Origin of the sequence: Pseudomonas sp. BIGb0558, from assembly GCF_024807515.1 — a bacterium.
Classification (GTDB): Bacteria; Pseudomonadota; Gammaproteobacteria; order Pseudomonadales; family Pseudomonadaceae; genus Aquipseudomonas; species Aquipseudomonas yamanorum_A.
Genome location: NZ_JANUEW010000002.1, coordinates 421,755 through 442,307, shown reverse-complemented (window position 1 = coordinate 442,307; position 20,553 = coordinate 421,755). Strand labels below are relative to the sequence as shown.

The window sequence follows — 20,553 nt, the reverse complement described above, 5'->3', positions numbered from 1 at the left end:
ACCATCAGATTGACGGCACCGGGTGGGGCCTGGGGGTTGCGTAACCCCCGTCAACAATGGCGATATAAGCGTCTGATAAAAACACCAGGGGTCGTCACATGTTGCTCGCCACGTTGATTCATCGCGCCAGTCTGCCATGCCCGCAAGTCGGACCAGACCCTGCGGCGCGGCTACTGGAGCAGCATTACGACCTCGGCGGCACGCTAAAGTCCCTGGGCAGCCAGCAAGATCTCAACTACCGCATCGACAGTGACCGAGGCCGTTTTGTGCTGAAAATCTGCCGGGGCGACTATGCCGCCGTCGAGCTGCAGGCCCAGCACGCGGCCCTCAAGCACCTGCAGGAACATTCAGACGTGCGGGTGCCCAAGGTGATCACAGCGCTTGATGGCGAAGACCTGCTGACCGAAACCGTCGCCGGGCACACCGTGCACCTGCGGCTGCTGGACTACATCGACGGCCAGCCACTGACCCATGTCCCACATCTGGGCCGTGAAGTGATCGCAGGCTTCGGCGAACTCTGCGGGCGGATGAGCCTGGCGCTGGCCGGCTTCGAGCATCCGGGCCTGGAACGCACTCTGCAATGGGACCCTCGCCACGCCCTTGAACTGATCACCCATCTGCTCTCGACCCTCGAAAACCTTCCCCAGCGGGCGGCGCTGGAGCAAGTGGCCGAGCAAGTGGAACGCCGTGTGCGGCCTTTGGCCGATCACCTGCCGTGGCAAGCCGTGCACATGGATATCACCGATGACAACGTGGTGTGGCAGCGCGATGCCCAGCGGCATTGGCAGGTCCAGGGCGTGATCGACTTCGGCGACCTGGTGCGTACCTGGCGCATTGCCGACCTGTCGGTGACTTGCGCGGCACTGCTGCACCATGCCGAGGGCGATCCGTTCGCCATTCTGCCGGCGATCCAGGCGTGCCACGCGATCACTGCGTTGCAGCACGAAGAGTTGCAGGTGCTATGGCCGCTGATCGTCGCGAGGGCTGCAGTGTTGGTACTGAGCAGTGAGCAGCAGCAGAGGCTGGACCCGGATAACACCTACCTGTTGAAGAACGCCGAGCATGAGTGGGAAATTTTCAACGTGGCGACATCGGTGCCCTTTGAGCTGATGGAGGCGGCGATCCTGGGTTGTGTCGGTGCCCAGTTGCCGCCAATTGCCGGCGAAGGCTTTGCGCCGTTGTTGCCGGGGCTGGTTGGGCGTGAGTTCGCGCTGATTGACCTGGGCGTGCTCAGCCCGCATTTCGAGGCCGGCAATTGGGAGCAGGAGGGCATTGATCGCCGTCTGCTGGAACAAGCGGCTGTGGTCCATGGCTTGGCAGCCAGCCGTTATGCTCAATACCGACTGTCCCGTACCCAGCCCGACAGCGCCGTCGAGCCCGAGACTTTCCCGCTTCATGTAGAGCTGCACATGCCTCTGGGTGCCACGGTGGAAGCACCGTTCGCCGGCACCTTGCGCTACGCCGCCGACGGCTTGATGTGCCTGCACAGCGAGCAGTTGAGTGTGCGATTGTGGGGCGTGAACGCCTTGTTGCAACACGGCGCCGCGGTGGTAAAGGGCCAAGTGCTCGGCGAAGTTGCCGGCCCGCTGACGGTGCAACTGTGCCGCGCCGAACTCGAACCGCCGCTGTTCTGCACGCCGTCCCGGGCGGTGGCCTGGCAAGCGTTGTGCCCATCCCCGGCCACTTTGCTGGGGCTGGCCTGCGACGCCGAGCCGGAACTGGACCCCGAGGCCTTGCTGGCTCGTCGCGATGCCAGCTTCGCCCGCTCGCAGAAGCACTATTACATCGACCCGCCGCGCATCGAGCGCGGTTGGCGCAATCATCTGATCGACATGCAGGGTCGCTCCTACCTCGACATGCTCAATAACGTCGCGGTGCTCGGCCACGGTCACCCACGCATGGCCCAAGTGGCGGCGCGGCAATGGTCGCTGCTCAACACCAACTCACGCTTCCACTATGCGGCGATTGCCGAATTCTCCGAGCGTCTGCTGGCCCTGGCGCCGGACTCCATGGACCGGGTGTTCCTGGTCAACAGCGGCACCGAAGCCAATGACCTGGCCATTCGCCTGGCCTGGGCCCACAGCGGCGGGCGCGACATGCTCAGCGTGCTGGAGGCCTATCACGGCTGGTCAGTGGCGGCGGACGCGGTGTCGACCTCGATTGCCGACAACCCCCAGGCCTTGAGCAGCCGCCCGGACTGGGTGCATCCGGTGACCGCGCCGAATACCTATCGCGGCGAGTTCCGCGGGCAGGACAGTGCGCCGGACTACGTACGCAGCGTGGAACACAACCTGGCGAAAATCGCCGCGCAGAACCGCCAACTGGCGGGCTTCATTTGTGAGCCGGTGTACGGCAATGCCGGCGGGATCTCCTTGCCGCCTGGCTATTTGCAGCAGGTATATGCCCTGGTTCGGGCACAGGGCGGCGTGTGCATCGCCGATGAAGTGCAGGTGGGCTATGGCCGCATGGGCCATTTCTTCTGGGGTTTTGAAGAGCAGGGCGTGGTGCCGGACATCATCACCATGGCCAAGGGCATGGGCAACGGCCAGCCATTGGGCGCGGTGATCACCCGCCGGGAAATCGCCGAGGCGCTGGAGGCCGAGGGTTACTTCTTCTCGTCATCAGGCGGCAGCCCGGTGAGTTGCCGCATCGGCATGGCGGTGCTGGACGTGATGGAGGAAGAAAAACTGTGGGAAAACGCCCAGGTGGTAGGCGGGCATTTCAAGGCCCGTTTGGAAGCGTTGGTCGAGCAGCATCCGTTGGTGGGCGCGGTGCATGGTTCCGGGTTTTACCTGGGGCTGGAATTGGTCCGCGACCGGCAGACCCTGGAACCGGCCACCGAAGAGACCGCGCTGCTGTGTGATCGCTTGCGGGAACTGGGGATCTTCATGCAGCCCACCGGCGACTATCTGAACATCCTCAAGATCAAGCCGCCGATGGTCACTTCCCGGCAAAGCGTGGACTTCTTCGTCGACATGCTGGCGAAGGTGTTGGACGAGTCGCTTTAACCATTTGTCGGGGTAATTCGATTGTTATCGGTAATTGCTCGGTAATTTATGAGTGGTAGATGTAAATCGTCTTTTAAGGTCGATTTTTATCCGATATAAAGGCGTCATGCTCACGCAGCCGTCCCAGGAGATTTTTCATGACCACTTTGCACAGCACCCCCCGCGCCGACGGCTTCCATATGCCTGCCGAATGGGCGCCACAGACCCAGACCTGGATGATCTGGCCCGAGCGCCCGGACAACTGGCGCCTGGGCGGCAAGCCGGCGCAGGCCGCCCACGTGGCGGTGGCCAAGGCCATTGCACGCTTTGAACCGGTGACCGTGGCGGTCTCGGCCAGCCAGTATGAAAACGCCCGGGCGCGCCTGGACGTACCGAATATCCGCCTGGTGGAAATGTCCAGTGACGATGCCTGGGTACGGGATACCGGGCCGACGTTTGTGATCAACAACAGCGGCGAAGTGCGTGGCGTGAACTGGGACTTCAACGCCTGGGGCGGCTTTGATGGCGGCCTGTACTCGCCGTGGAATCGCGATTCCCAGGTGGGCGGCAAGATCCTCGAGATCGAGCGCAGCCCGCGTTATCGCACCGAAGGGTTTGTGCTGGAAGGCGGCTCGATTCACGTCGACGGCGAAGGCACGCTGATCACCACCGAAGAATGCCTGCTCAACCGCAATCGCAACCCGCACCTGCAGCGCGAGGAAATCGAAGCGGTGCTCAGTGCCAACCTGGCTGTGGATAAGATTATCTGGCTGCCGGATGGCCTGTTCAACGACGAAACCGACGGGCATGTGGATAACTTCTGCTGCTACGTGCGCCCGGGCGAAGTGTTGCTGGCCTGGACCGATGACCCGCAAGACCCGAACTACGCACGCTGCCACGCCGCCATGGACGTCCTGCAAAGCAGCACCGACGCCAAGGGCCGCTCGTTCACAGTGCATAAAATGCCGATCCCGGGGCCGCTGTACGCCACCGAGGAAGAATGTGCCGGCGTGGATCCAGTCGACGGCACCCAGGAGCGCAATCCCACCGTGCGGTTGGCCGGTTCCTACGTCAACTTCCTGATTGTCAACGGCGGCATCATCGCGCCGAGCTTCGACGACCCGCTGGACAGCCGCGCCAAGGAGATTCTGCAGAACCTGTTCCCGCAGCACGAAGTGGTGATGGTGCCGGGGCGCGAACTGTTACTGGGGGGCGGCAACATCCACTGCCTGACCCAGCAGCAGCCGGCGCCGCACAAAAACTGAGTGCACTTGTAACAGCCTGATACCCGGTTGAGTGCCAATCGGGTGCGCCGCGGTTTGGGCGCTCACAGCAAGCCCACGGCCCGTCAGGTTCGTGGGCTTTTTTGTGACCATGTGCCGACAAACCGGGCACATTGGCATAGCTCTTGTATCGCTGTTGCGACAGGGAGCGCTTAGTCTGACTAAGCGGTTCTGTCATAAACCTTGAGTAAGTTAGCCGCTCAAGCCGTCGGAGAGAGCGCTGAAATGAATGCCGATATCAACCTTATGTACAAGCGTACGTTCCACCCCTTGCGGGTGAACGGCGACGCGATCCATGCGCTGGCGCTCTGGTTGAAGGCAAACGGTTCGAGGCAGATCAGGACGCCCGACCCGCGCCGGGTGATGAGCGAACGGTACCCGGTGGGGCTGTTCAGCGAGGATGAGGTGCAGGCGTTGTGTGAGTTGATGCAGAACTGAAGGTTGTTTTCAATGTTGCACCGGACTTTGTGGCGAGGGAGCTTGCTCCCGTTGGTGTGCGCAGCAGCCCCAAAACAGATCACCGAGTTCTATCTGGAAAAACACAGTCGCCTTATTTTGGGGGTGCTTCGCACCCCAACGGGAGCAAGCTCCCTCGCCACAGAAAAGTGCGTTGCTGTTTAGAAACTGTACGTTCCGGTAACCACCAGACTACGCGGGTCCCCAAACTGAATCTGCGCCGCACTCGTCGCCGACGCGTAGTACGTCTTGTCGCTGATATTGTTCAGCGCCGCCCTTACATCCCATTCCTTCTGCCGGAACCCGGCCAGTGCATCCCAGCGGCCGTAACCCGGTAACACCACGGTGTTGGCGTTATCCGCATAACGCTCACCCACCAGCGTCAGCCCGGTTTCCGCGTACCAGCCCATCTCCGGTTTCCAGGTGACGAACAGGCTTGCATTGCGCTTGGCCACGTCGCTGATGCGCTTGCCTTCAAAACCGTTGTTGTCCTTCACCACCGTGGCGTCCTGCAGGCCAACGCCGCCGCGTACATACCAGTTGCCGATGATCTTGCCGGCAGCGGTCAACTCCACGCCACGGGAGCGCTGCTCGCCGCTGAGCAGGGTGATGGTCGGGTCCAGCGGGTCACGGGTGCGGCGGTTGTAGAGTTCCAGTTCGTACACCGCCAGGGTGGTGCTCAGGCGGTCATCGAGCCAGTCGCTCTTGACCCCGATTTCCTTCTGCCTGGTCAGTTCCGGGCTCAGGTCGTTGGCGTTGCCCGTCGCGTTGGGCGTGATGCCGATCAGGCCGCCACCGGTGGGCGAGAAGGTCTTGCTCCACGAGGCGTAGAACGAATGGTGTTCCAGCGGCGTCCAGACCAGGCCCACCCGCGGGCTGGTGCTGTGGCTCACGACCTGTTCCGAGGCGTTGGTCAGTCTGTTGGTGGACTCCACATCAAAGCGGTCGTAGCGCAAACCGGCGAGCAGTTGCCATTGATCGTTCAGGCGCAGTTGGTCCTGCACATACACGGCCTGGCTTTGCACTTCGGTGTGGCTGCTGCTGAATGCCGGCAGGCGACCGTTGTGGCGCAGGTCCGGGTTGGGGTTGTACACATCCACGCTCGGCACGGCGGCGAGCGGCGCCCGATAGAGTTTCGGGTCGCGGCGCTGGTTGCCCAATTCCACTCCGGTCAGCAAGCGATGCTCCAGGCCAAAAGTGCTGAAGCCGCCTTCCAGCTCGACGTTGTTGAGGATGTTGCGTGTGGTCAAGTCCTGCTGCCAGCGCTGGCGCCCGACCTTGTTGGTTTTGGGGTCGTAGCTGACGGCGTAGGTGTTATCGAAGTCGCTGTCGAGGGTGAACACGCCCAGGGTATGGCGCAGTTGCCAACTGTCGTTCAACTCATAGGCCAGCCGGGAGCGCAGGGATTGGGATGTGTCGTCGATGTAATCGCGCTTGTCACCATAAGTGGTGCCGCGGCTGACATCCGCCGGCCGCCCATTGACCCCGGGAATGCCACGGTCGGGCGTGCGGTTGTAACGGCTGTATTCGTACTGCACCAGCCAGTTCAGGTCGGGGGTCAGTTGCCAGCTCATGGACGGTGCAAACAGCTGGCGATTGCCGCTGACGCCGTCGCGGAAACTGTTGTTGTCCTGGTTGCCCATGTTCAGGCGCAGGCTGATGTTATCGGTGGGGTCGGTGCTGAGGTCGGCATAGAGGCTGCGCAAATCATCGCTGCCGCCCTGGGCTTCGATGCTGGAGGCGCGACCGGCCTGGGGCAGCTTGCTCACGCGGTTGACGATGCCGCCCTGGCCGCCGCGCCCGTACAGCACGGCTGCCGGGCCTTTGAGCACTTCGATGCGTTCGATGTTGTGCAGGTCGCGTACGTATTGGCTGTCGTCGCGAATACCGTCCAGATAGAAGTCATTGCTGGCGTCGAAGCCACGGATGCGCAGGCTGTCGAACCGCGTGTCGGCGCCGCTGCTGACGTTGGGCACGCCGCTTAAGGCCTGGCCCAGGTCATTGGTGCCGTAGGAACGCAGGCTGTCGGTTTTCACCGAGTCGATGGCCTGGGGCACGTAGCGCACGGGTGTGGCGGTGCGGGTAGCGGTACTGGTTTCCTTGACGCGCGGGTCGTCTTCGTCGGCTTCAGCACTCACGGAAGTTTCCGGCAGGACGGTGGCAGCGCAGGCAAATCCGGCAGACAGCAGTACAGAAAGCCCAAGGGTAATGGGCGTCAGGCGCAGGGCAGGCATCGGGGTGTGTATCCAAAAAGGTTGGCAGGATAAAAGCGCGTTAATGGTAATGCTTACTATTTGCGCAGGTTATCTATTCCTAAGTTGACCCTTCTGAAAAATGTTACGGCATATGTTTTACAGGGATATTCGACCGATTCCCGAAACAGTCTGGGAGCCAATTCGGGGTTTTCCGAACTGTAGGTAAGACTAATCTGCCGGGCATCAACGTCTATCGGAGCCCGTCATGTCGGCAGCCACGCTTCATTACATTTACGACCCGCTGTGCGGCTGGTGTTACGGCGCCGAGCCGCTGCTGCATGCCGCCCGGGATGTATTGCCTGTCCAGCTGCACGGCGGCGGCATGATGACCGGCGCCAATCGCCAATCTGTCTCGCTGCAGTTGCGTGACTACGTGATGCCCCATGACCGGCGCATTGCCGAGTACACCGGGCAACCGTTTGGCCAGGCGTATTTCGAAGGCTTGCTGCGGGACCACGACGCGGTGTTCGACTCAGCCCCGCCCATCAGCGCGGTGCTGGCCGCAGAAAAAATTGCCGGTCGCGGCCTGGAATTATTGGCGCGTTTGCAAACGGCGCACTACGTCGAAGGTCGCCGAATCGCCGATAACGACGTGCTGCTGACTCTGGCTGAGTCCATCGGTTTGGATCCTCAAGTCTTCAACACAGCCTTCAATGAAATCCAGGGCGCAGAAACCCAGGCTCACATTAAAGACAGCCGCCAATGGCTGGCAAAAATCGGCGGCCAGGGCTTTCCCACCTTGGCCCTGGAGCAGGGCGGCCAACTGCAATTGCTCGACATCAGCCCCTGGCTGGGCAAGCCCCAAGCCTTTGCTGAGTGGCTGAGACAAACAGTCGCAATTTCGATTCCAACCACCCAATCGAGTGCACCAATGTGTGGCCTGCAGGGTTGCGAAGAGCCGAGACGGGCTTGATAGAGCCTTGCACCATGATGGCTATTTAATGTTTCTTAGACTTTTTTAGCCTAAATACAGACGATTCACGAAATTGACACACAGTAAAGGGCGCGGATAGGATTCGCCCCAACGCCTGTGGCTAACCGCCATGACTTCTCCAATAAAAAAAGGCCCGCGGCATTTTAGTCGTCCGCGGGCCTTTTTTTATCTGGGGAAAGTCGACACCAGAAAAGCAACACGGAGCCTGGTGTCACAGCGCGTACTCAACCAGTAATAAGGAATATAAGAAAATGTTGAAACAACGGATGGGGCTGATCGCTCTGGGGATTTTGAGCGCTACGCAAGCAATGGCTGACGACCAATCCCAATCAAAGGGTTTTGTTGAAGACAGCCACCTGAACATCGCGGCACGCAACGCGTACATCAGCCGCGACTACAAGAACGGCAAGCAAGACAAAGCCGAATGGGGCCAGGGCTTCATCGGCAAGTTCGAGTCCGGTTTCACCCAAGGCACCGTCGGTGTGGGTGTGGACGTGATCGGCCAATACGCCATTCGCCTGGATGGTGGTAAAGGTCGCAGTGGCGCTGGCGGTATCGACTTCTTCAAGCAAGGCGACAGCGGCGCAGCAGCCGATGACCTGGCCAAGGGCGGCGCAGCCGTCAAGGCACGCATCTCCAACACCGTGATCAAATACGGTCAGCAGATGCCAGCCGTGCCGGTGCTGCAGTACGACAACTCCCGTCTGTTGTCGGAAACCTACGAAGGTACTTCGATCGTTTCCAAAGAAATCGCCGGCCTGCAACTGGACGCTGGTCACTTCACCAAGGAAGCTCGCAAGAGCGCCGAGGGTTCCGACAGTGGCGCGCTGAAAAGCATCGACTACATCGGCGGTAGCTACAAATTCACCGAAAGCCTGTCGGCAGCGCTCTACGCTTCCAACATGCAGGACGTGCTGAAGAAGCAATACGTCAACGTCAACTACGTGCTGGCCCTGCCAGAGAAACAATCGTTGACCTTCGACTTCAACGGTTACAAAACCAAGCTCGACCGTAGTTTCGCCCTGGAAAACCAAGGTGACGCCGACGCTCGCGACAACAAAATCTGGAGCCTGGGCGCCACGTGGGCCGTTGGCCCGCACAGCTTCACCCTGGCCCACCAGCGCAGCACCGGTGACACCGGTTACCTGTACGGCGGCTACCGCAACGCAGGCGGTATCGGCGACGGTGGCAACACCATCCTGTTGGCCAACTCCTACTGGTCTGACTTCAACGGCAAGGACGAGCGCTCCTGGCAAGCAGGCTACGGCCTGGACTTCAGCGCCTTCGGCGTGCCTGGCCTGACCTACAACATCGCCTACGTGCGCGGCACCAACATTGACGACGGTTCCAACCGCGGCAGTGGCACCGAGCGTGAGATCTTCAACCAGTTCAAATACGTGGTACAGAACGGCCCGGCCAAAGACCTGAGCCTGCGTGCCCGTGCGTCGTGGTTGCGCGTTTCCAACAACGCCAGCAACTACAACGTGGGCGGTAACGAGATCCGTCTGTTCGCCGACTACCCAATCAACGTTTTCTGATTGATTGAGCGTCGCGCCTGATTCAAGGCGATAAAAAACCCCGACTGGTTCGGGGTTTTTTTATGCCTGCGATCTGAGCTTATTGATTACACCACATCACTAATGAAGTACTCCGCCCCACCTTTATCCACATCAAACAACCCCATAAATTGGCCTCACTGCCTGCCCACCATGTCGATGGGCAAGTCACTGGAGCCTTGCCATGCCATTTGTCAGCGTACGCATCACCCGCGACGGCGTTACCTCGGAGCAGAAAGCCCAGGTCATTGCCGAAATCACCGAAACCCTCGAGCGCGTCCTCAAAAAACGCCCCGACCTGACCCACATCGTCATCGAAGAAGTCGACACCGATAACTGGGGCTATGCCGGCATCACTACCACCCAGTACCGCAAGCAGCTCGCGGAAAATCCGTCATGAGCGCGCCCGTCACCATCGACTTCATCTCCGATGTGGTGTGCCCGTGGTGCGCCCTCGGCGCCACCGCCCTGGAACAAGCCATCGACAACCTGGCAGGCGAAGTGAAGGTTGAACTGACCTTCAAACCCTTCGAACTCAACCCCGACATGCCGGCCGAAGGCGAAAACGCCGTCGCCCACATGATGCGCAAATACGGGCGCAGCGCCGAGGAAGTCGCCAGCGGCAAAAAGATGCTGATGGAGCGGGGCGAGGCCATCGGCTTCACCTTCGACCTGGAAAAACGCAGCCACTTCTACAACACCTTCGACGCCCATCGGTTGCTGTTTTGGGCGTTGCAGCAAGGGCGCCAGACCGAGCTGAAAAGGGCGCTGCTGCGAGGGTATTTCAGCGATGGCCAGAACGTCAGCGACCACGAAACCCTGGCTCGTTTGGCCGCCGAAGCCGGGCTGGACATTGAAGGCGCACGCAAGGTGCTGGGCTCTACCGCCTACGCCAACGAAGTGCGCGAGCTTGAAGTGTTCTATCGCGAGCACGGCATCAACTCCGTGCCGGCCATGGTGCTCAACGGCCGCCAGTTGGTCTCCGGGTCGCAATCAGTCAGTTACTACGAACAGATGCTGCGGGAAATGTCCGCCGCGGCTGCTTGAACCATCCCATTTTCCCTATAGAGGTTTCATCATGAGCAATTCGAAAAAAGTCGTTGTGATTACTGGCGCATCCCAAGGCCTCGGTGCTGCTGCGGTCAAGGCTTACCGCGAGCTGGATTACCGCGTGGTTGCCACCTCCCGGTCGATCAAACCGTCGACCGATCCAGACATCCTTACCGTGGCGGGCGACATCGCCGAGCCGGCCACCGCCGAGCGCGTCATCCGCGAAGGCGTGACGCGGTTTGGCCGCATCGACAGCCTGATCAACAACGCCGGGATCTTCGTCGCCAAACCCTTCACCAGCTACACCCACGAAGACTACGTGAACGTGTTGGCGGTGAACCTGAACGGGTTCTTCTACATCACCCAACTGGCGATTACCGAGATGCTGAAACAGGGCGCCGGGCACATCGTCAACATCACCACCAGCCTGGTGGACCACGCGATTGACGGCGTGCCGTCGGTGCTGGCTTCGCTGACCAAAGGCGGGCTGAACTCCGCGACCAAATCGCTGGCGATTGAATACGCCAAGCGCGGGATTCGGGTGAACGCGGTGAGCCCCGGGATTATCAAGACGCCGATGCATGGTGAAGAGACGCATGCGGCGTTGGGTAGCTTGCATCCGGTTGGGCATATGGGTGAAGCGCGGGATATTGCGCAGGCTATTGTGTACCTGGAATCGGCTGGGTTTGTGACGGGTGAGATTCTGCATGTGGATGGTGGGCAGAGTGCTGGGCACTAAGCGACGCGACTGAACGAAAAAACGCCCCGGACCGTGATGGTTCGGGGCGTTTTTTGTTGGCCTGTCGGAATTAACGGGTTGAAGGCGCGACCTGTTCCAACGCCCGATCTACCAGGATTGAACTCAACTCAATCAGTTGCTGAATCCCCAATGCCACAGCCCTTTGTGATCCTTCCAGCTCGAATGCCAGGTTCGAGACCATTTCATTGGCTGACGAGAGGGTTTCTGCGGCATTGGCCAGCAGCGTTTCGGTATCCACATCGGGCGAAACGGAGAACAGATTACTGCCTGAACGCGCCGCAGGTTCTGCATCGTCTGATGAGTGCAAGTAATGATCAATCGCCCGCTGCGCGGCGGCATGAAGCTTGGCGTCGATTGGGGTATGAGGCGGGTTAGGTGTGACCTTGAACATGGCGAAGCTCCTTTAGCGATTCAGGAACTGCCAATCTCACTTCCACATGAGGGTGGCAGCTGTGCGCAGGTGTGGAAGACCGGGGCTAAAGGAACCCGGCGCACCGAAGTGCCCCGCACACAGCCGCCATAACACAAGAATACAGGCGAAAAAAAACGCCAGTAGGTGTTCATGGGCGTTTGAGCGCCTTTAGCCATAGTACGGACTTCCACATCCGGCCGCTGATTTTGCAGCGGCTGGGGGAGGTTAGCGGGGTGGAGGATGGGGAGGCAAGCTGATATGGGTGTACGAAAATTCGGGGCCGCAGAGGCATGTGCTCATGAATTAGCTCTTTTTATGGATACGCCATAATTATTGGCTACCCATAATTCTGCATAAATCTGAGGCGGGACTTCTCTACAGGAATTGGTCTATCTGGAAAACGGGAAAACTGCGTCAGACCACGATTCTCGTTATTGAATTGAAAGCCTACTCCAACCCCCACTCCCGCTATGAAGCAGAATCCCTGTAGTGCTGCTGGTACTCACCCCTTGACCCAAGATGATCCGTCCACTGCCGAACAGGCCCAGCCTCTTGCTCGGTCAGCTTCATCTGTTGCAACTCATCATGAAGAAGGAACACAAAATCCTCTTCGTCCTGTATCTGCCGCACGTCCTGCAGGGTCCAGTGGTGCTCGCTGATCAAGTGGAGTCGAAGTTCGTCCATGGCGTCCAGTCTGGCCCAGATTGCCGTGCTGCCTTCGAGCATCCGTTCGGCGAAGCACTTGAGCTTGTACAACCCGAGTGCCATGCGGGTGTGCTGATCGGCCGGTAGCCCTTCCCAGCGGAGGTCGGGGTTTTCAGTCAGAAGTTTCTCGTACTTATCAAGCGCTGCTATCCATTCACGGTGGTGATTGAATTCTTGAACCATGTCCGGCTCTCCGCGACATCCTTTCGGGTGAAATCAAAATAGCCCAACACCTCAGAATCGCCCACTGATACCCAGCAGTGGCCCCTTCTGGACAATGTCGTACACAAACCCGTCATGACGATAATTCACCCCCATGGCCCGGTAGCCGGCCACCGCTGAAAATCCCGGCCAGAACTCCCAGCCCGCCAGCGCAGCCAGGTCCCAATCCTCCCGAGACTGCCCGGCGCCCGCCATTCCCCACGATGACAACCAGAACCGGTCATTCACGGCATAGTGCCCGCGCAGTCCCGCCATGGCGTCTGCCCAGGTCGCATTGTCAGAACCCGATGAGCCGCCAAGAGGACCACCATGGAAGGTGAGGGTGGTGCCGCTGTACCAGACGCGCACGCCACCGGCGACATCCAGCCGACGGTTTTCATCTCCCAGCACGGTGTAGCCGCCACCCAGGAACCCGGAGGCCGTCTTGCTTTCAACCTCAAGTTTGGCGCCTCCAGGCAGGCGGTTGCGGGTGTCGGTGTCGATGTACATCAGGTCGGCGAGCACGCTGTAGGGGCCACGGCGCGCCTCACCCATCAGCATCACCGACATATCGACCGTCTTGGCGATGTCGGAGAAGTCGGATTTTATGAACTGGGTCCCGGTGCTGCTGTGGCCCACGTGCCCACGGATACCGGCGCCCCATACGTAGGGCCCACCGTTGAACTGCCATTCATCGCTGTCTGCCGCCCTGGCCACTGTTGGCAGGCTTGAGCCGGCGACCGCGAAAGCGCCAACCAGCAGCGCCAGGCGGACGTTGTCACTGTGGATCATGGTGTTTCCCCGATCAGTGCTGGGTCAGCGAGAGCGCCACGCTCTCGGCCGCGCAGTCTTCTGTAGGTTTCAGGCCAGCCTTTTGCGCAGCCTTGACCTCTTCCTTCGCCGCCGCGAGGTCCGCCAGGAATGCCGGATTGCTATGCAGGCTCGCCACTGTGGCGGCCCCCATGATGCGGCCTGCATCCACGTCGCTCTGCCAGTGCGCATCGCAGATGACCCGGCTTTGGCCGAAGGACAACCCGCGGGTCATCAGTTCGGTGGCGCGTGCCGGGTTGATTTCCGCCAGTACCAGGCCCCAGGCCCAGCCCGCGGCAGAGTGGCCGGACGGCCAGGAGCCATCGGTACGCAGCAACGGCTCCATGTCTTTGCGACAGGTTCCTTCGTTATGGGCCACGAACGGTCGGGTGCGGTTGTAGGCATTTTTCCCAGCGTAGGTGGAGCCGCCCGCATCGGTCAGGGTGCGTTGCATCAGGGTGTAGAGATGCGGTGTATTTTTCTCGCTGATCGGCGTGCCCATCGCGCAGACGAATGCGTTGGCCGGGCCCGGGAATGACAGCTCCGCATCTGCTGCGGCGAGTTTCTCCCGGGCCGTACCGCGTAGCGACAGCGCTGTTCGCCGTGCTTCTTCATCCCGTGCAAGCGCCGCAGAGTCGGGCTTGGGCGGGGCGCCCAGCAACGCCAGGCGCAATGGCAGATCCGCCGAGTTCAGATAGCCTGGGGCCAGCTTGAAGTGAGGGTCTGTGACCTTGGTGGCATCGTCGGCAAGTACCAGCCCCGACCAGAGCAGGCCGGCCAAACCCAGCTGCTTATGTAGTGTTTTCATCGAGTGTTCCCTGATCAAAACCGGTAAAGGGCATTCAGGTAGGCGCCTGCGCCCACGTTTTCACCCGTGAGCGGGCTGTTGCGGGCGTCGGAGACCAGGGCGTAGGTTTTGATGCCGCCTTCCAGTGCCAGTTGTGGCTGCAATTGCCAGGTGAGGCCCAGTTTCAAGGTCACGTCGCGCATGCCGCCGCCTGGGTGGTATTCGTCGAAGCCGGTGCGCGCCGCTTGTTGGGCGGTGACGCCGAAGCGCGCCATCATGTCTTTCTCATTGCTCCAGGTGCCGTATAGGGTCGAGTCCAGGGTCAATGTCGAAGACAGTGCGTAGGCGGTGGCGAAACCGGCCTCCAGGAATGCGGTACGCCCCAGGCTTTCGCCACCGTAATCGCGGCTCTGGCTGGCTTGCAGGCCACGCACGAACAGGCGTCCGGCCGGTAGCATCCAATACGCTTCCGCCCCGACAAGCGCGGTGCTGTCCAGGTTGCCCATGCCCTTGAGGTAGTCATCACGACCGCCCAGGGTGTGGATTCTTTCCTTGCGGCCCTGGTCGTAACCCAGCAACAGGGCGATCCCGAAAGGCGACAAACCCGGTAGGTCCCAGCGCAGCCCTTCCGGGAAGGATGCGGTAAATTTGCCCCAGTTTTCGGTGGGCAAAACCGCTTTGAGTTTCAGTGACGGGAACGCAGCGTAGTGTGAGGAACCTTCGTACAGCGGGCCAACGGCAAGTCCGCCACCGACGGTCACGGAGGGCTCACTTGAATCGTCGGCGTGTGCAGGCAACACCATCGCAAAAGCGAGCGCCGCACCGGTCATGAGCGTCACCGGGTACTTGAGAAAGTTCGAACCATAGAGGGTTGTCATCGCTTGTTTCCTTTGGTGTAAAACCAAACGTATTTGCAATTTTTTAAGTTCTAAAAATTTGGGAATAACTGACTAGAGTGCGACGGGCTGTGGCTTTGGAAAGCTCCATTTGCCATTCAGTATTTGTTCGCTCGGCTGATAAAGCCTGACGGTGTAGTTCCAGCCGGGTGTAGTAGGCAGGCAATTAACAATCTTCCCGTCGCAACCGCCGAACTGGATAACAATCGAGCCGTCCTCACTTTTCTTGGCGGTGAGGTTGTTCAACGAATAGGCGTCATAGGGATTCTTCTGAAAGTAACCGTCGGCGTTATAAACACTGACAGACCAGAAACTATTGACCGGGACCTCTCCAACTTTAAGTCGGTAAAGGGTTTCCCCATCGTTGTGCGGCATCACGCCGCCGAGGTAGATCGCGTCCTTGGCCGGGTTTCCGCCCCAGCCTGTGGCGGTGCCGATCAAGTGATGGATTGGATTGACCGTGCCCTTTGGGCCAAAGGACTGGTTGTAGTCAGGAATCGTCGAACCCAGCACCTCCAGAGCCTCGCGCACCTTTGCCTGGCTCGCTAGGTCCCACTTGGGCACTACAAACTCTCCAACCTTGGCCTGGCTGACGGTGATTGCATCCTGCAGTGCATGTACCTTTTCAAGGTCTTTGGCATCTGCGGGATCGAAGAACGTGCGCACCGCCACAAATACATAACGTGTGCCGACGGCCTCTTTTGTCAGCGTCCGGCGGCCTGCGCCGTACGTGACGATGGGGACGTAGTGATCTTCATTGATCACCGCCATCGACATGAACCGCCCACCGGCCTCAGGCAACGTGATGGTGACGGGGCCTGCATCGAGGTCGAACACCGCTGACGAATAGAGCGTGTCCCGGTTCATCCGCACCACATCCTGGGCGTCGATGGGTACCGCTTCGCGGGTATGAACAAACCGGCCCAAACTGCCACTCGCGACCATTTTTCCCAGGTAGAGATCGGACTCGGCACGGGCAAAGTTATCCACGCCCACCGGTATTACCGCTTCCGGGGATGACTGGGCGTTCGCGCTTCCAAACGTTGCCAGTGCGATGGCAAGGACGCAGGCGGTGCATGAGTGAGACATTTAAACCTCAGGGTCTTATAAGTTGGCGTTAATTTTTTGACTGTATAAGAACGCCTCGGCGCAAACTTGCCATTTGGTGCCAAAAGCAAAGTGAGCGCGCACGCGAAGGCAACCGCTGAAATGGGCCGAATAGTTGTACGGGAAGGAAGCGAGGAGGTTAGCGACCCTGTTTCAGGATGGAGCGATAGCGCGACGGCGGGCTCCCGGTCCAACGCTTGAAGGCACGCGTAAAGTGCGCGGGATCGCTGTAGCCGACCATGTAGGCAATCTCGGTCGCGCTGTATTTACCGCTGGCCAGTAATTGAAAGGCTTCACTGCGACGTGTTTCGTCACGCAGTGCATCGAAGTCGATGCCGCAATGTTCGAGGCGACGTTGCAACGTGCGCGGAGACAGTCCGATCTTTTTTGAAATAGTGGCAAGTTTGGACAGTTGCTGGTCCGCTATCTGTTTGGCGAGCACGTCGGCGGTTTCAACGGTCGACTTCAAGGCCTGGGTGACTTTCCAGGCGTCATCCCGAACAGCTTGCAGGGGCGTGTCGAGCAACTCACGGTCGAACTCGATCATGTTGTATGTCGCGTTCATTTCGAGGTTCGGCCCCAGGTATTCTTCAAGCGTCTCGTCGCCTCTTTCCCTGGGGTTTTTCAGATGCACACGAATGCCGCCAGGCTCGCCGGACATGAGCGGTACTTTTCTAAGCAGCGCCAGCGTGCCGAAAATCACTTGCTTCGGGTCAGCCCCGTGCTGTCCGGTAAATTGGTGGATGAGTTTTGTTGTACGGCCTTCGGTGACGATTTTTACTTCCCCTCCCTGATGCAGTAACTCCGTATGGATCGACGCTACTGCACACGCCTGAGCGAGGCTGGTCGAGCCCAATATCAAGTCGCCCCAGGCCCCGAGTGAACGTACTTCGATCAAGTGTCCCACCGACGCACCGGCGAAAGGATCCTGTGCGATAGCCGCCATTTCATTGGCGATATGAAAGCAGGTCGCGCGCGGCACCCACCCATCAGCCTGATGAAAAACGTGGGGGGAAATACCAAAGCGCCGAAAGAACTCCAACGGCGACACCCCTCGCATGCTCAGGTAGGGCGCTATTTGCCGAAGCGTGCTGAGTTTGATGGAGGGCGTAGCAATCGTCATAAGCGTTCGAACCTGTTTAAAGGCAATACACTTGAAAACCGTTTTGGCGCGCAAGGAGGCACCTGTGGCGCAATTGACAGTAAACACGATGGTCGATTCGGCGACAAGAAAGGCGAGGGGATAGGCAGGAAGGCAGCGAGGGGCGGGGATACCCCAGAAACAACAAAGCCCCCGCATTTCTGCGAGGGCTTCGTTTTGTATGGTGCCGGCACCAGACGAACGGTATGTTTCGGCGAGGCCAGGTTTTCCGGGCGTCTGGAGTTCGTTGGAAAATTCGGCGTACCCCAACTAGTAACTATAAATAAATCAGCTAGTTATGGCTTTCAGTGGAATCGAATCCGGATTCAGTAGCTTTCGGGACATTTGTGCAATTTGTACGCAAGTCGTTCAACGTCGACTATATAAGTCAAGTTTTCTAACTTCTATGGCGTCCGAGGCTCCACCGGCTTCCCATGAAGGGGGTGTGTTCTTCTGCCCCGAGAGGACACAAATCTCTGTGTGACCCGCCTTCCTCGCTAATGAAGGAAGTGTCGCTATGCTTGCTCGAGTGTCGAACGTTACTTGGAGTGATGATGGCCTTATGCCGTTCATGACTAACGCTCAGCATTTTCATACGTTATGCTGTCAAAAAATTAGGCACGGCGGGGATATGACGGAGGCTCAGATCAAGGAAGCGATCTCGAAGGAATTTCTTCGAATCCTCGCTAACGGGCACGGATTTAAAGTCACGGAGCCCCCGCTTGACCATGGAGTGGACATGGTTGTCTGCCCTGTTACAGTGCGACGCACTCCCCAAGGGGGGATGCGTTATCTTGACTCTCCCTACAAGCTAGATTTTCAGCTCAAGGCAACCACATCTGCTGGAGTCACGGACGATGGCGATCAGATTAGGTTTGATCTCGAATCCAAGACCTACAATGATCTCGTCGCCCGACGACCTCAGTTTTTGCCCATGCACCTAATCCTTGTAGTGCTCGATTCAGCCCCACCGAACTGTATAGCCATAGACGAGTCACAATTGTCTGTTGCTGGAAGCGCATACTGGTACCTACCAGATGAGGGGGTTACTGAGACCGAGAACGCGCACCAAATTAGGATTTCGATTCCGAAGGCCAATCGTCTTGGGCTCGGTTTCGTCCGATCTTGCTACGAGCAGCTGGGGATAGAGGTATGAGTCATAGATCTGAAGACCTGTCTATCCTCGCCGAAAAGCTCCAGACTTTTCTCACCGCCTCAGGATGGGTAGAAGGGCGTCAAGCCAAGGGACTTCGTTTTTTTTATCCGCCGGCTGCCCTTGGGATCGAGGGGAAGTATTCCATCGCGCTACCCGATGACTCATCCAAGCCTGGTGTAGATACTCTTTTGCATGCAGCTGCTGACTCTCTATTGGATTTGTATGGTTACAGCCGCTTCGGCGAAATGGTTGAGAGCGCCGCTTCAAATGCAGATTCAAGTCCTGCTCGTATCTCATCACGATTCGTGGATTCGTCTACTCGCTGGGGTGCGATGCCGCTTTTGGCGTTTGGGGAGTTTTTGACTCATATGGGAGCAGGGTTATATGAAAGCGCGAAATTTAAGCTGGGTGGGGATAATAACTCTAATCGAGTAACAGCCAGTACTTTCGCAAACGAATGTCTTTTGCTTCAAACTAAAGTCGGTAGCTTCATTGCTAGCATCGAGGTGCCAAGAATAACGCTCCGGCAAGCCGATTTATTCGGGCATGAGGCGATTGACTCGAATAAAGTTTGCTCTTCATTATTTTCGGCTATTGAATTCCTGAATGCTCGAGTACTCAACGATACAGAGTCTTTATACACCGAAGAGTCAATGGCGGATGCCATTTCACTGTTTGATGTGGAATTGTTGGAAGCCTTGTCGAAGATGATTTTAGGGCCTGGTATGGATACCATTGAGTTTTCTTTAGAAACAGGAGCCTCTATACGGACCTCTTCTACCGGTTGGATTACCGAAGATAAGATTACACGGTTAAAGGACTATGTCGCCTTTATTAAGAAGCACTTCCGCGGGGAAGATAATATAACGGTGACTGGCTCCATAGTCGAGCTCCGCTCGCGCGATCCTGAAGGTAATAGGAACTATATCCGAGTAGTCACAGACTTCCAGGGAGAACGAACTTTTATGTCTGCGATATTGACTAATGAACAGTATCAACGTGCTGTAGATGCCCACCGTACCAAGCGATCGGTGACCATTCGCGGTAACGGAATGCGATTGAAAACTCAGATTCGCATTACGAACGTAGCTGATTTTACTGCATAGCGCTGTTACGCTGAGGCAGTCAACAAAAAGACTGCTTGTGCTGACTTCAAAAAATTAACCGCAAGCCGTTAGACATTATGCCTCTGGTAATCTATTTATAGTTAGTCATTACATTAAAAAATATTTTATTTGGTGAAATAGATGCCTATACCAGTGAACACGCAATTGGCGGCGCTGCCGGCGATGCTTCCAGCGATGATCGCGGCGTACAACACACCAAACTCACGTACTGCTAATTACAACATTACATATGAAAGATTTATAGTTGGCAGAGCACAAGGGGTTGCTACCCATGGAAGCCTCGCAAACTGGATTAAAAATGGGAACGCCGCTGCGGATATTCATAATCTATTGACGGCCTTTGGTATGAGCGCACAACGCTCGATTCTCGTCGCTCCTCCGGTGCTACATGGGATTCTAAATGGACTTCCTGCTGGGGTTCTAAACTGGATACAAAATATCTCACTTCCATTGCCAACATCGCCTTGCACCATTAGCAACTCCTCGACGCACTCTACCTTATCAGTGGAGTTGCAAGACCTCTTTAACGTCTTGGCCGCACCGGGCTCAGTGACCTTGAGCGGCGGTTTTGTTGCTGCAAGCAAGACATTACATTGCTTGTTTCCAGATTTGGCCCCGATGATTGATGGGAGACACTCCGGGCTCTCGTACTTTCACATATCCCGAGCTACATATTTACCTCCACTCGGTTTGCGCACGTGGGATCAATGGAATGGCACTTTGCCTCTTGGCATACCAAATCCGAGCCCGCGGGGAGCCGGACGCACAAGTTGGGATTCTGCAAGATTCGTTGCGGCTATAGGTATAAATCAGCATATTTATGAGATTTGGCGAAGTAACAACCATAATCCAAATCTGCGGGATTTTTTGGCACTAGACTCTACGCGTGGGACGACCGGAATACCACGAATCGTGGACAAGTTACTGTGG

The 20,553-nt window shown here is 58.1% G+C and carries 18 protein-coding genes; 10 read left to right on the top strand and 8 right to left on the bottom strand.

All coding sequences use genetic code 11. The features are described from left to right. Window positions 1-98 precede the first annotated feature (98 nt). The 3 genes from M2400_RS05265 to M2400_RS05255 all read left to right on the top strand — a co-directional run bounded on the left by M2400_RS05265 (window position 99) and on the right by M2400_RS05255 (window position 4,708). Window positions 99-3,008 carry an aminotransferase gene (locus M2400_RS05265; protein WP_259195187.1) on the top strand — a complete coding sequence of 970 codons (2,910 nt, stop codon included), beginning with the start codon at window positions 99-101 and terminating at the stop codon, window positions 3,006-3,008. A gap of 137 nt (window positions 3,009-3,145) precedes the next feature. Continuing rightward, window positions 3,146-4,252 (top strand): agmatine deiminase, encoded by a 1,107-nt coding sequence (gene aguA / locus M2400_RS05260; protein ID WP_177040977.1) that lies wholly within the window; start codon window positions 3,146-3,148, stop codon window positions 4,250-4,252. 243 nt (window positions 4,253-4,495) lie between these two features. Further along, window positions 4,496-4,708: a hypothetical protein gene (locus M2400_RS05255; RefSeq protein ID WP_177040979.1), complete on the top strand. Its 213-nt coding sequence runs from the start codon at window positions 4,496-4,498 to the stop codon at window positions 4,706-4,708. Window positions 4,709-4,887: 179 nt separating this feature from the next. On the opposite strand, the gene M2400_RS05250 is transcribed toward M2400_RS05255, so the two are convergent. Beyond that, window positions 4,888-6,960, bottom strand: a complete 2,073-nt coding sequence (locus M2400_RS05250) for a TonB-dependent siderophore receptor (RefSeq protein WP_259195188.1) — start codon at window positions 6,958-6,960, stop codon at window positions 4,888-4,890. Between the two features lie 226 nt (window positions 6,961-7,186). On the opposite strand from M2400_RS05250, the gene M2400_RS05245 reads away from it, so the two are divergent. The 5 genes from M2400_RS05245 to M2400_RS05225 all read left to right on the top strand — a co-directional run bounded on the left by M2400_RS05245 (window position 7,187) and on the right by M2400_RS05225 (window position 11,260). Further along, window positions 7,187-7,894, top strand: a complete 708-nt coding sequence (locus M2400_RS05245) for a DsbA family protein (protein WP_177040983.1) — start codon at window positions 7,187-7,189, stop codon at window positions 7,892-7,894. Window positions 7,895-8,166: 272 nt separating this feature from the next. Continuing rightward, a complete protein-coding gene (locus M2400_RS05240) occupies window positions 8,167-9,453 on the top strand; it encodes an OprD family porin (RefSeq protein WP_177040985.1) in 1,287 nt (428 codons plus the stop codon). A 202-nt stretch (window positions 9,454-9,655) separates the two neighbouring features. Continuing rightward, on the top strand, window positions 9,656-9,871 hold the full coding sequence (locus M2400_RS05235) for a 4-oxalocrotonate tautomerase family protein (RefSeq protein WP_177075948.1): 216 nt from the start codon (window positions 9,656-9,658) through the stop codon (window positions 9,869-9,871). Beyond that, window positions 9,868-10,518, top strand: coding sequence for a DsbA family oxidoreductase (locus M2400_RS05230; protein ID WP_259195190.1), 651 nt, complete (start codon window positions 9,868-9,870; stop codon window positions 10,516-10,518). The genes M2400_RS05235 and M2400_RS05230 overlap by 4 nt, the downstream gene beginning before the upstream one ends. A gap of 31 nt (window positions 10,519-10,549) precedes the next feature. After that, the gene (locus tag M2400_RS05225) at window positions 10,550-11,260 is read left to right on the top strand and encodes an SDR family NAD(P)-dependent oxidoreductase (RefSeq protein ID WP_259195191.1); all 711 of its coding nucleotides are present in this window, start codon (window positions 10,550-10,552) and stop codon (window positions 11,258-11,260) included. A 70-nt stretch (window positions 11,261-11,330) separates the two neighbouring features. On the opposite strand, the gene M2400_RS05220 is transcribed toward M2400_RS05225, so the two are convergent. The 7 genes from M2400_RS05220 to M2400_RS05190 all read right to left on the bottom strand — a co-directional run bounded on the left by M2400_RS05220 (window position 11,331) and on the right by M2400_RS05190 (window position 17,322). Then, window positions 11,331-11,672 carry a DUF6124 family protein gene (locus tag M2400_RS05220; RefSeq protein WP_259195192.1) on the bottom strand — a complete coding sequence of 114 codons (342 nt, stop codon included), beginning with the start codon at window positions 11,670-11,672 and terminating at the stop codon, window positions 11,331-11,333. A gap of 489 nt (window positions 11,673-12,161) precedes the next feature. Next, the gene (locus tag M2400_RS05215) at window positions 12,162-12,581 is read right to left on the bottom strand and encodes a hypothetical protein (RefSeq protein ID WP_259195194.1); all 420 of its coding nucleotides are present in this window, start codon (window positions 12,579-12,581) and stop codon (window positions 12,162-12,164) included. Between the two features lie 51 nt (window positions 12,582-12,632). Continuing rightward, the gene (locus M2400_RS05210; protein WP_259195196.1) at window positions 12,633-13,391 is read right to left on the bottom strand and encodes a hypothetical protein; all 759 of its coding nucleotides are present in this window, start codon (window positions 13,389-13,391) and stop codon (window positions 12,633-12,635) included. Window positions 13,392-13,404: 13 nt separating this feature from the next. Next, the gene (locus M2400_RS05205) at window positions 13,405-14,217 is read right to left on the bottom strand and encodes a phosphatase PAP2 family protein (protein ID WP_259195197.1); all 813 of its coding nucleotides are present in this window, start codon (window positions 14,215-14,217) and stop codon (window positions 13,405-13,407) included. Between the two features lie 14 nt (window positions 14,218-14,231). Next, a complete protein-coding gene (locus M2400_RS05200; protein ID WP_259195198.1) occupies window positions 14,232-15,074 on the bottom strand; it encodes a MipA/OmpV family protein in 843 nt (280 codons plus the stop codon). Between the two features lie 72 nt (window positions 15,075-15,146). Next, window positions 15,147-16,181, bottom strand: a complete 1,035-nt coding sequence (locus M2400_RS05195) for a DUF1254 domain-containing protein (protein ID WP_259195199.1) — start codon at window positions 16,179-16,181, stop codon at window positions 15,147-15,149. A gap of 157 nt (window positions 16,182-16,338) precedes the next feature. Further along, window positions 16,339-17,322, bottom strand: coding sequence for an AraC family transcriptional regulator (locus M2400_RS05190; RefSeq protein ID WP_259195367.1), 984 nt, complete (start codon window positions 17,320-17,322; stop codon window positions 16,339-16,341). Window positions 17,323-17,857: 535 nt separating this feature from the next. Between M2400_RS05190 and M2400_RS33480 the strand changes: the two genes are divergently transcribed. After that, a complete protein-coding gene (locus M2400_RS33480) occupies window positions 17,858-18,496 on the top strand; it encodes a DUF4365 domain-containing protein (RefSeq protein ID WP_405046314.1) in 639 nt (212 codons plus the stop codon). Further along, entirely contained in the window at window positions 18,493-19,602 is a 1,110-nt protein-coding gene (locus M2400_RS05185; RefSeq protein ID WP_259195200.1) for a hypothetical protein, read from the top strand. The genes M2400_RS33480 and M2400_RS05185 overlap by 4 nt, the downstream gene beginning before the upstream one ends. Window positions 19,603-20,553 lie beyond the last annotated feature (951 nt).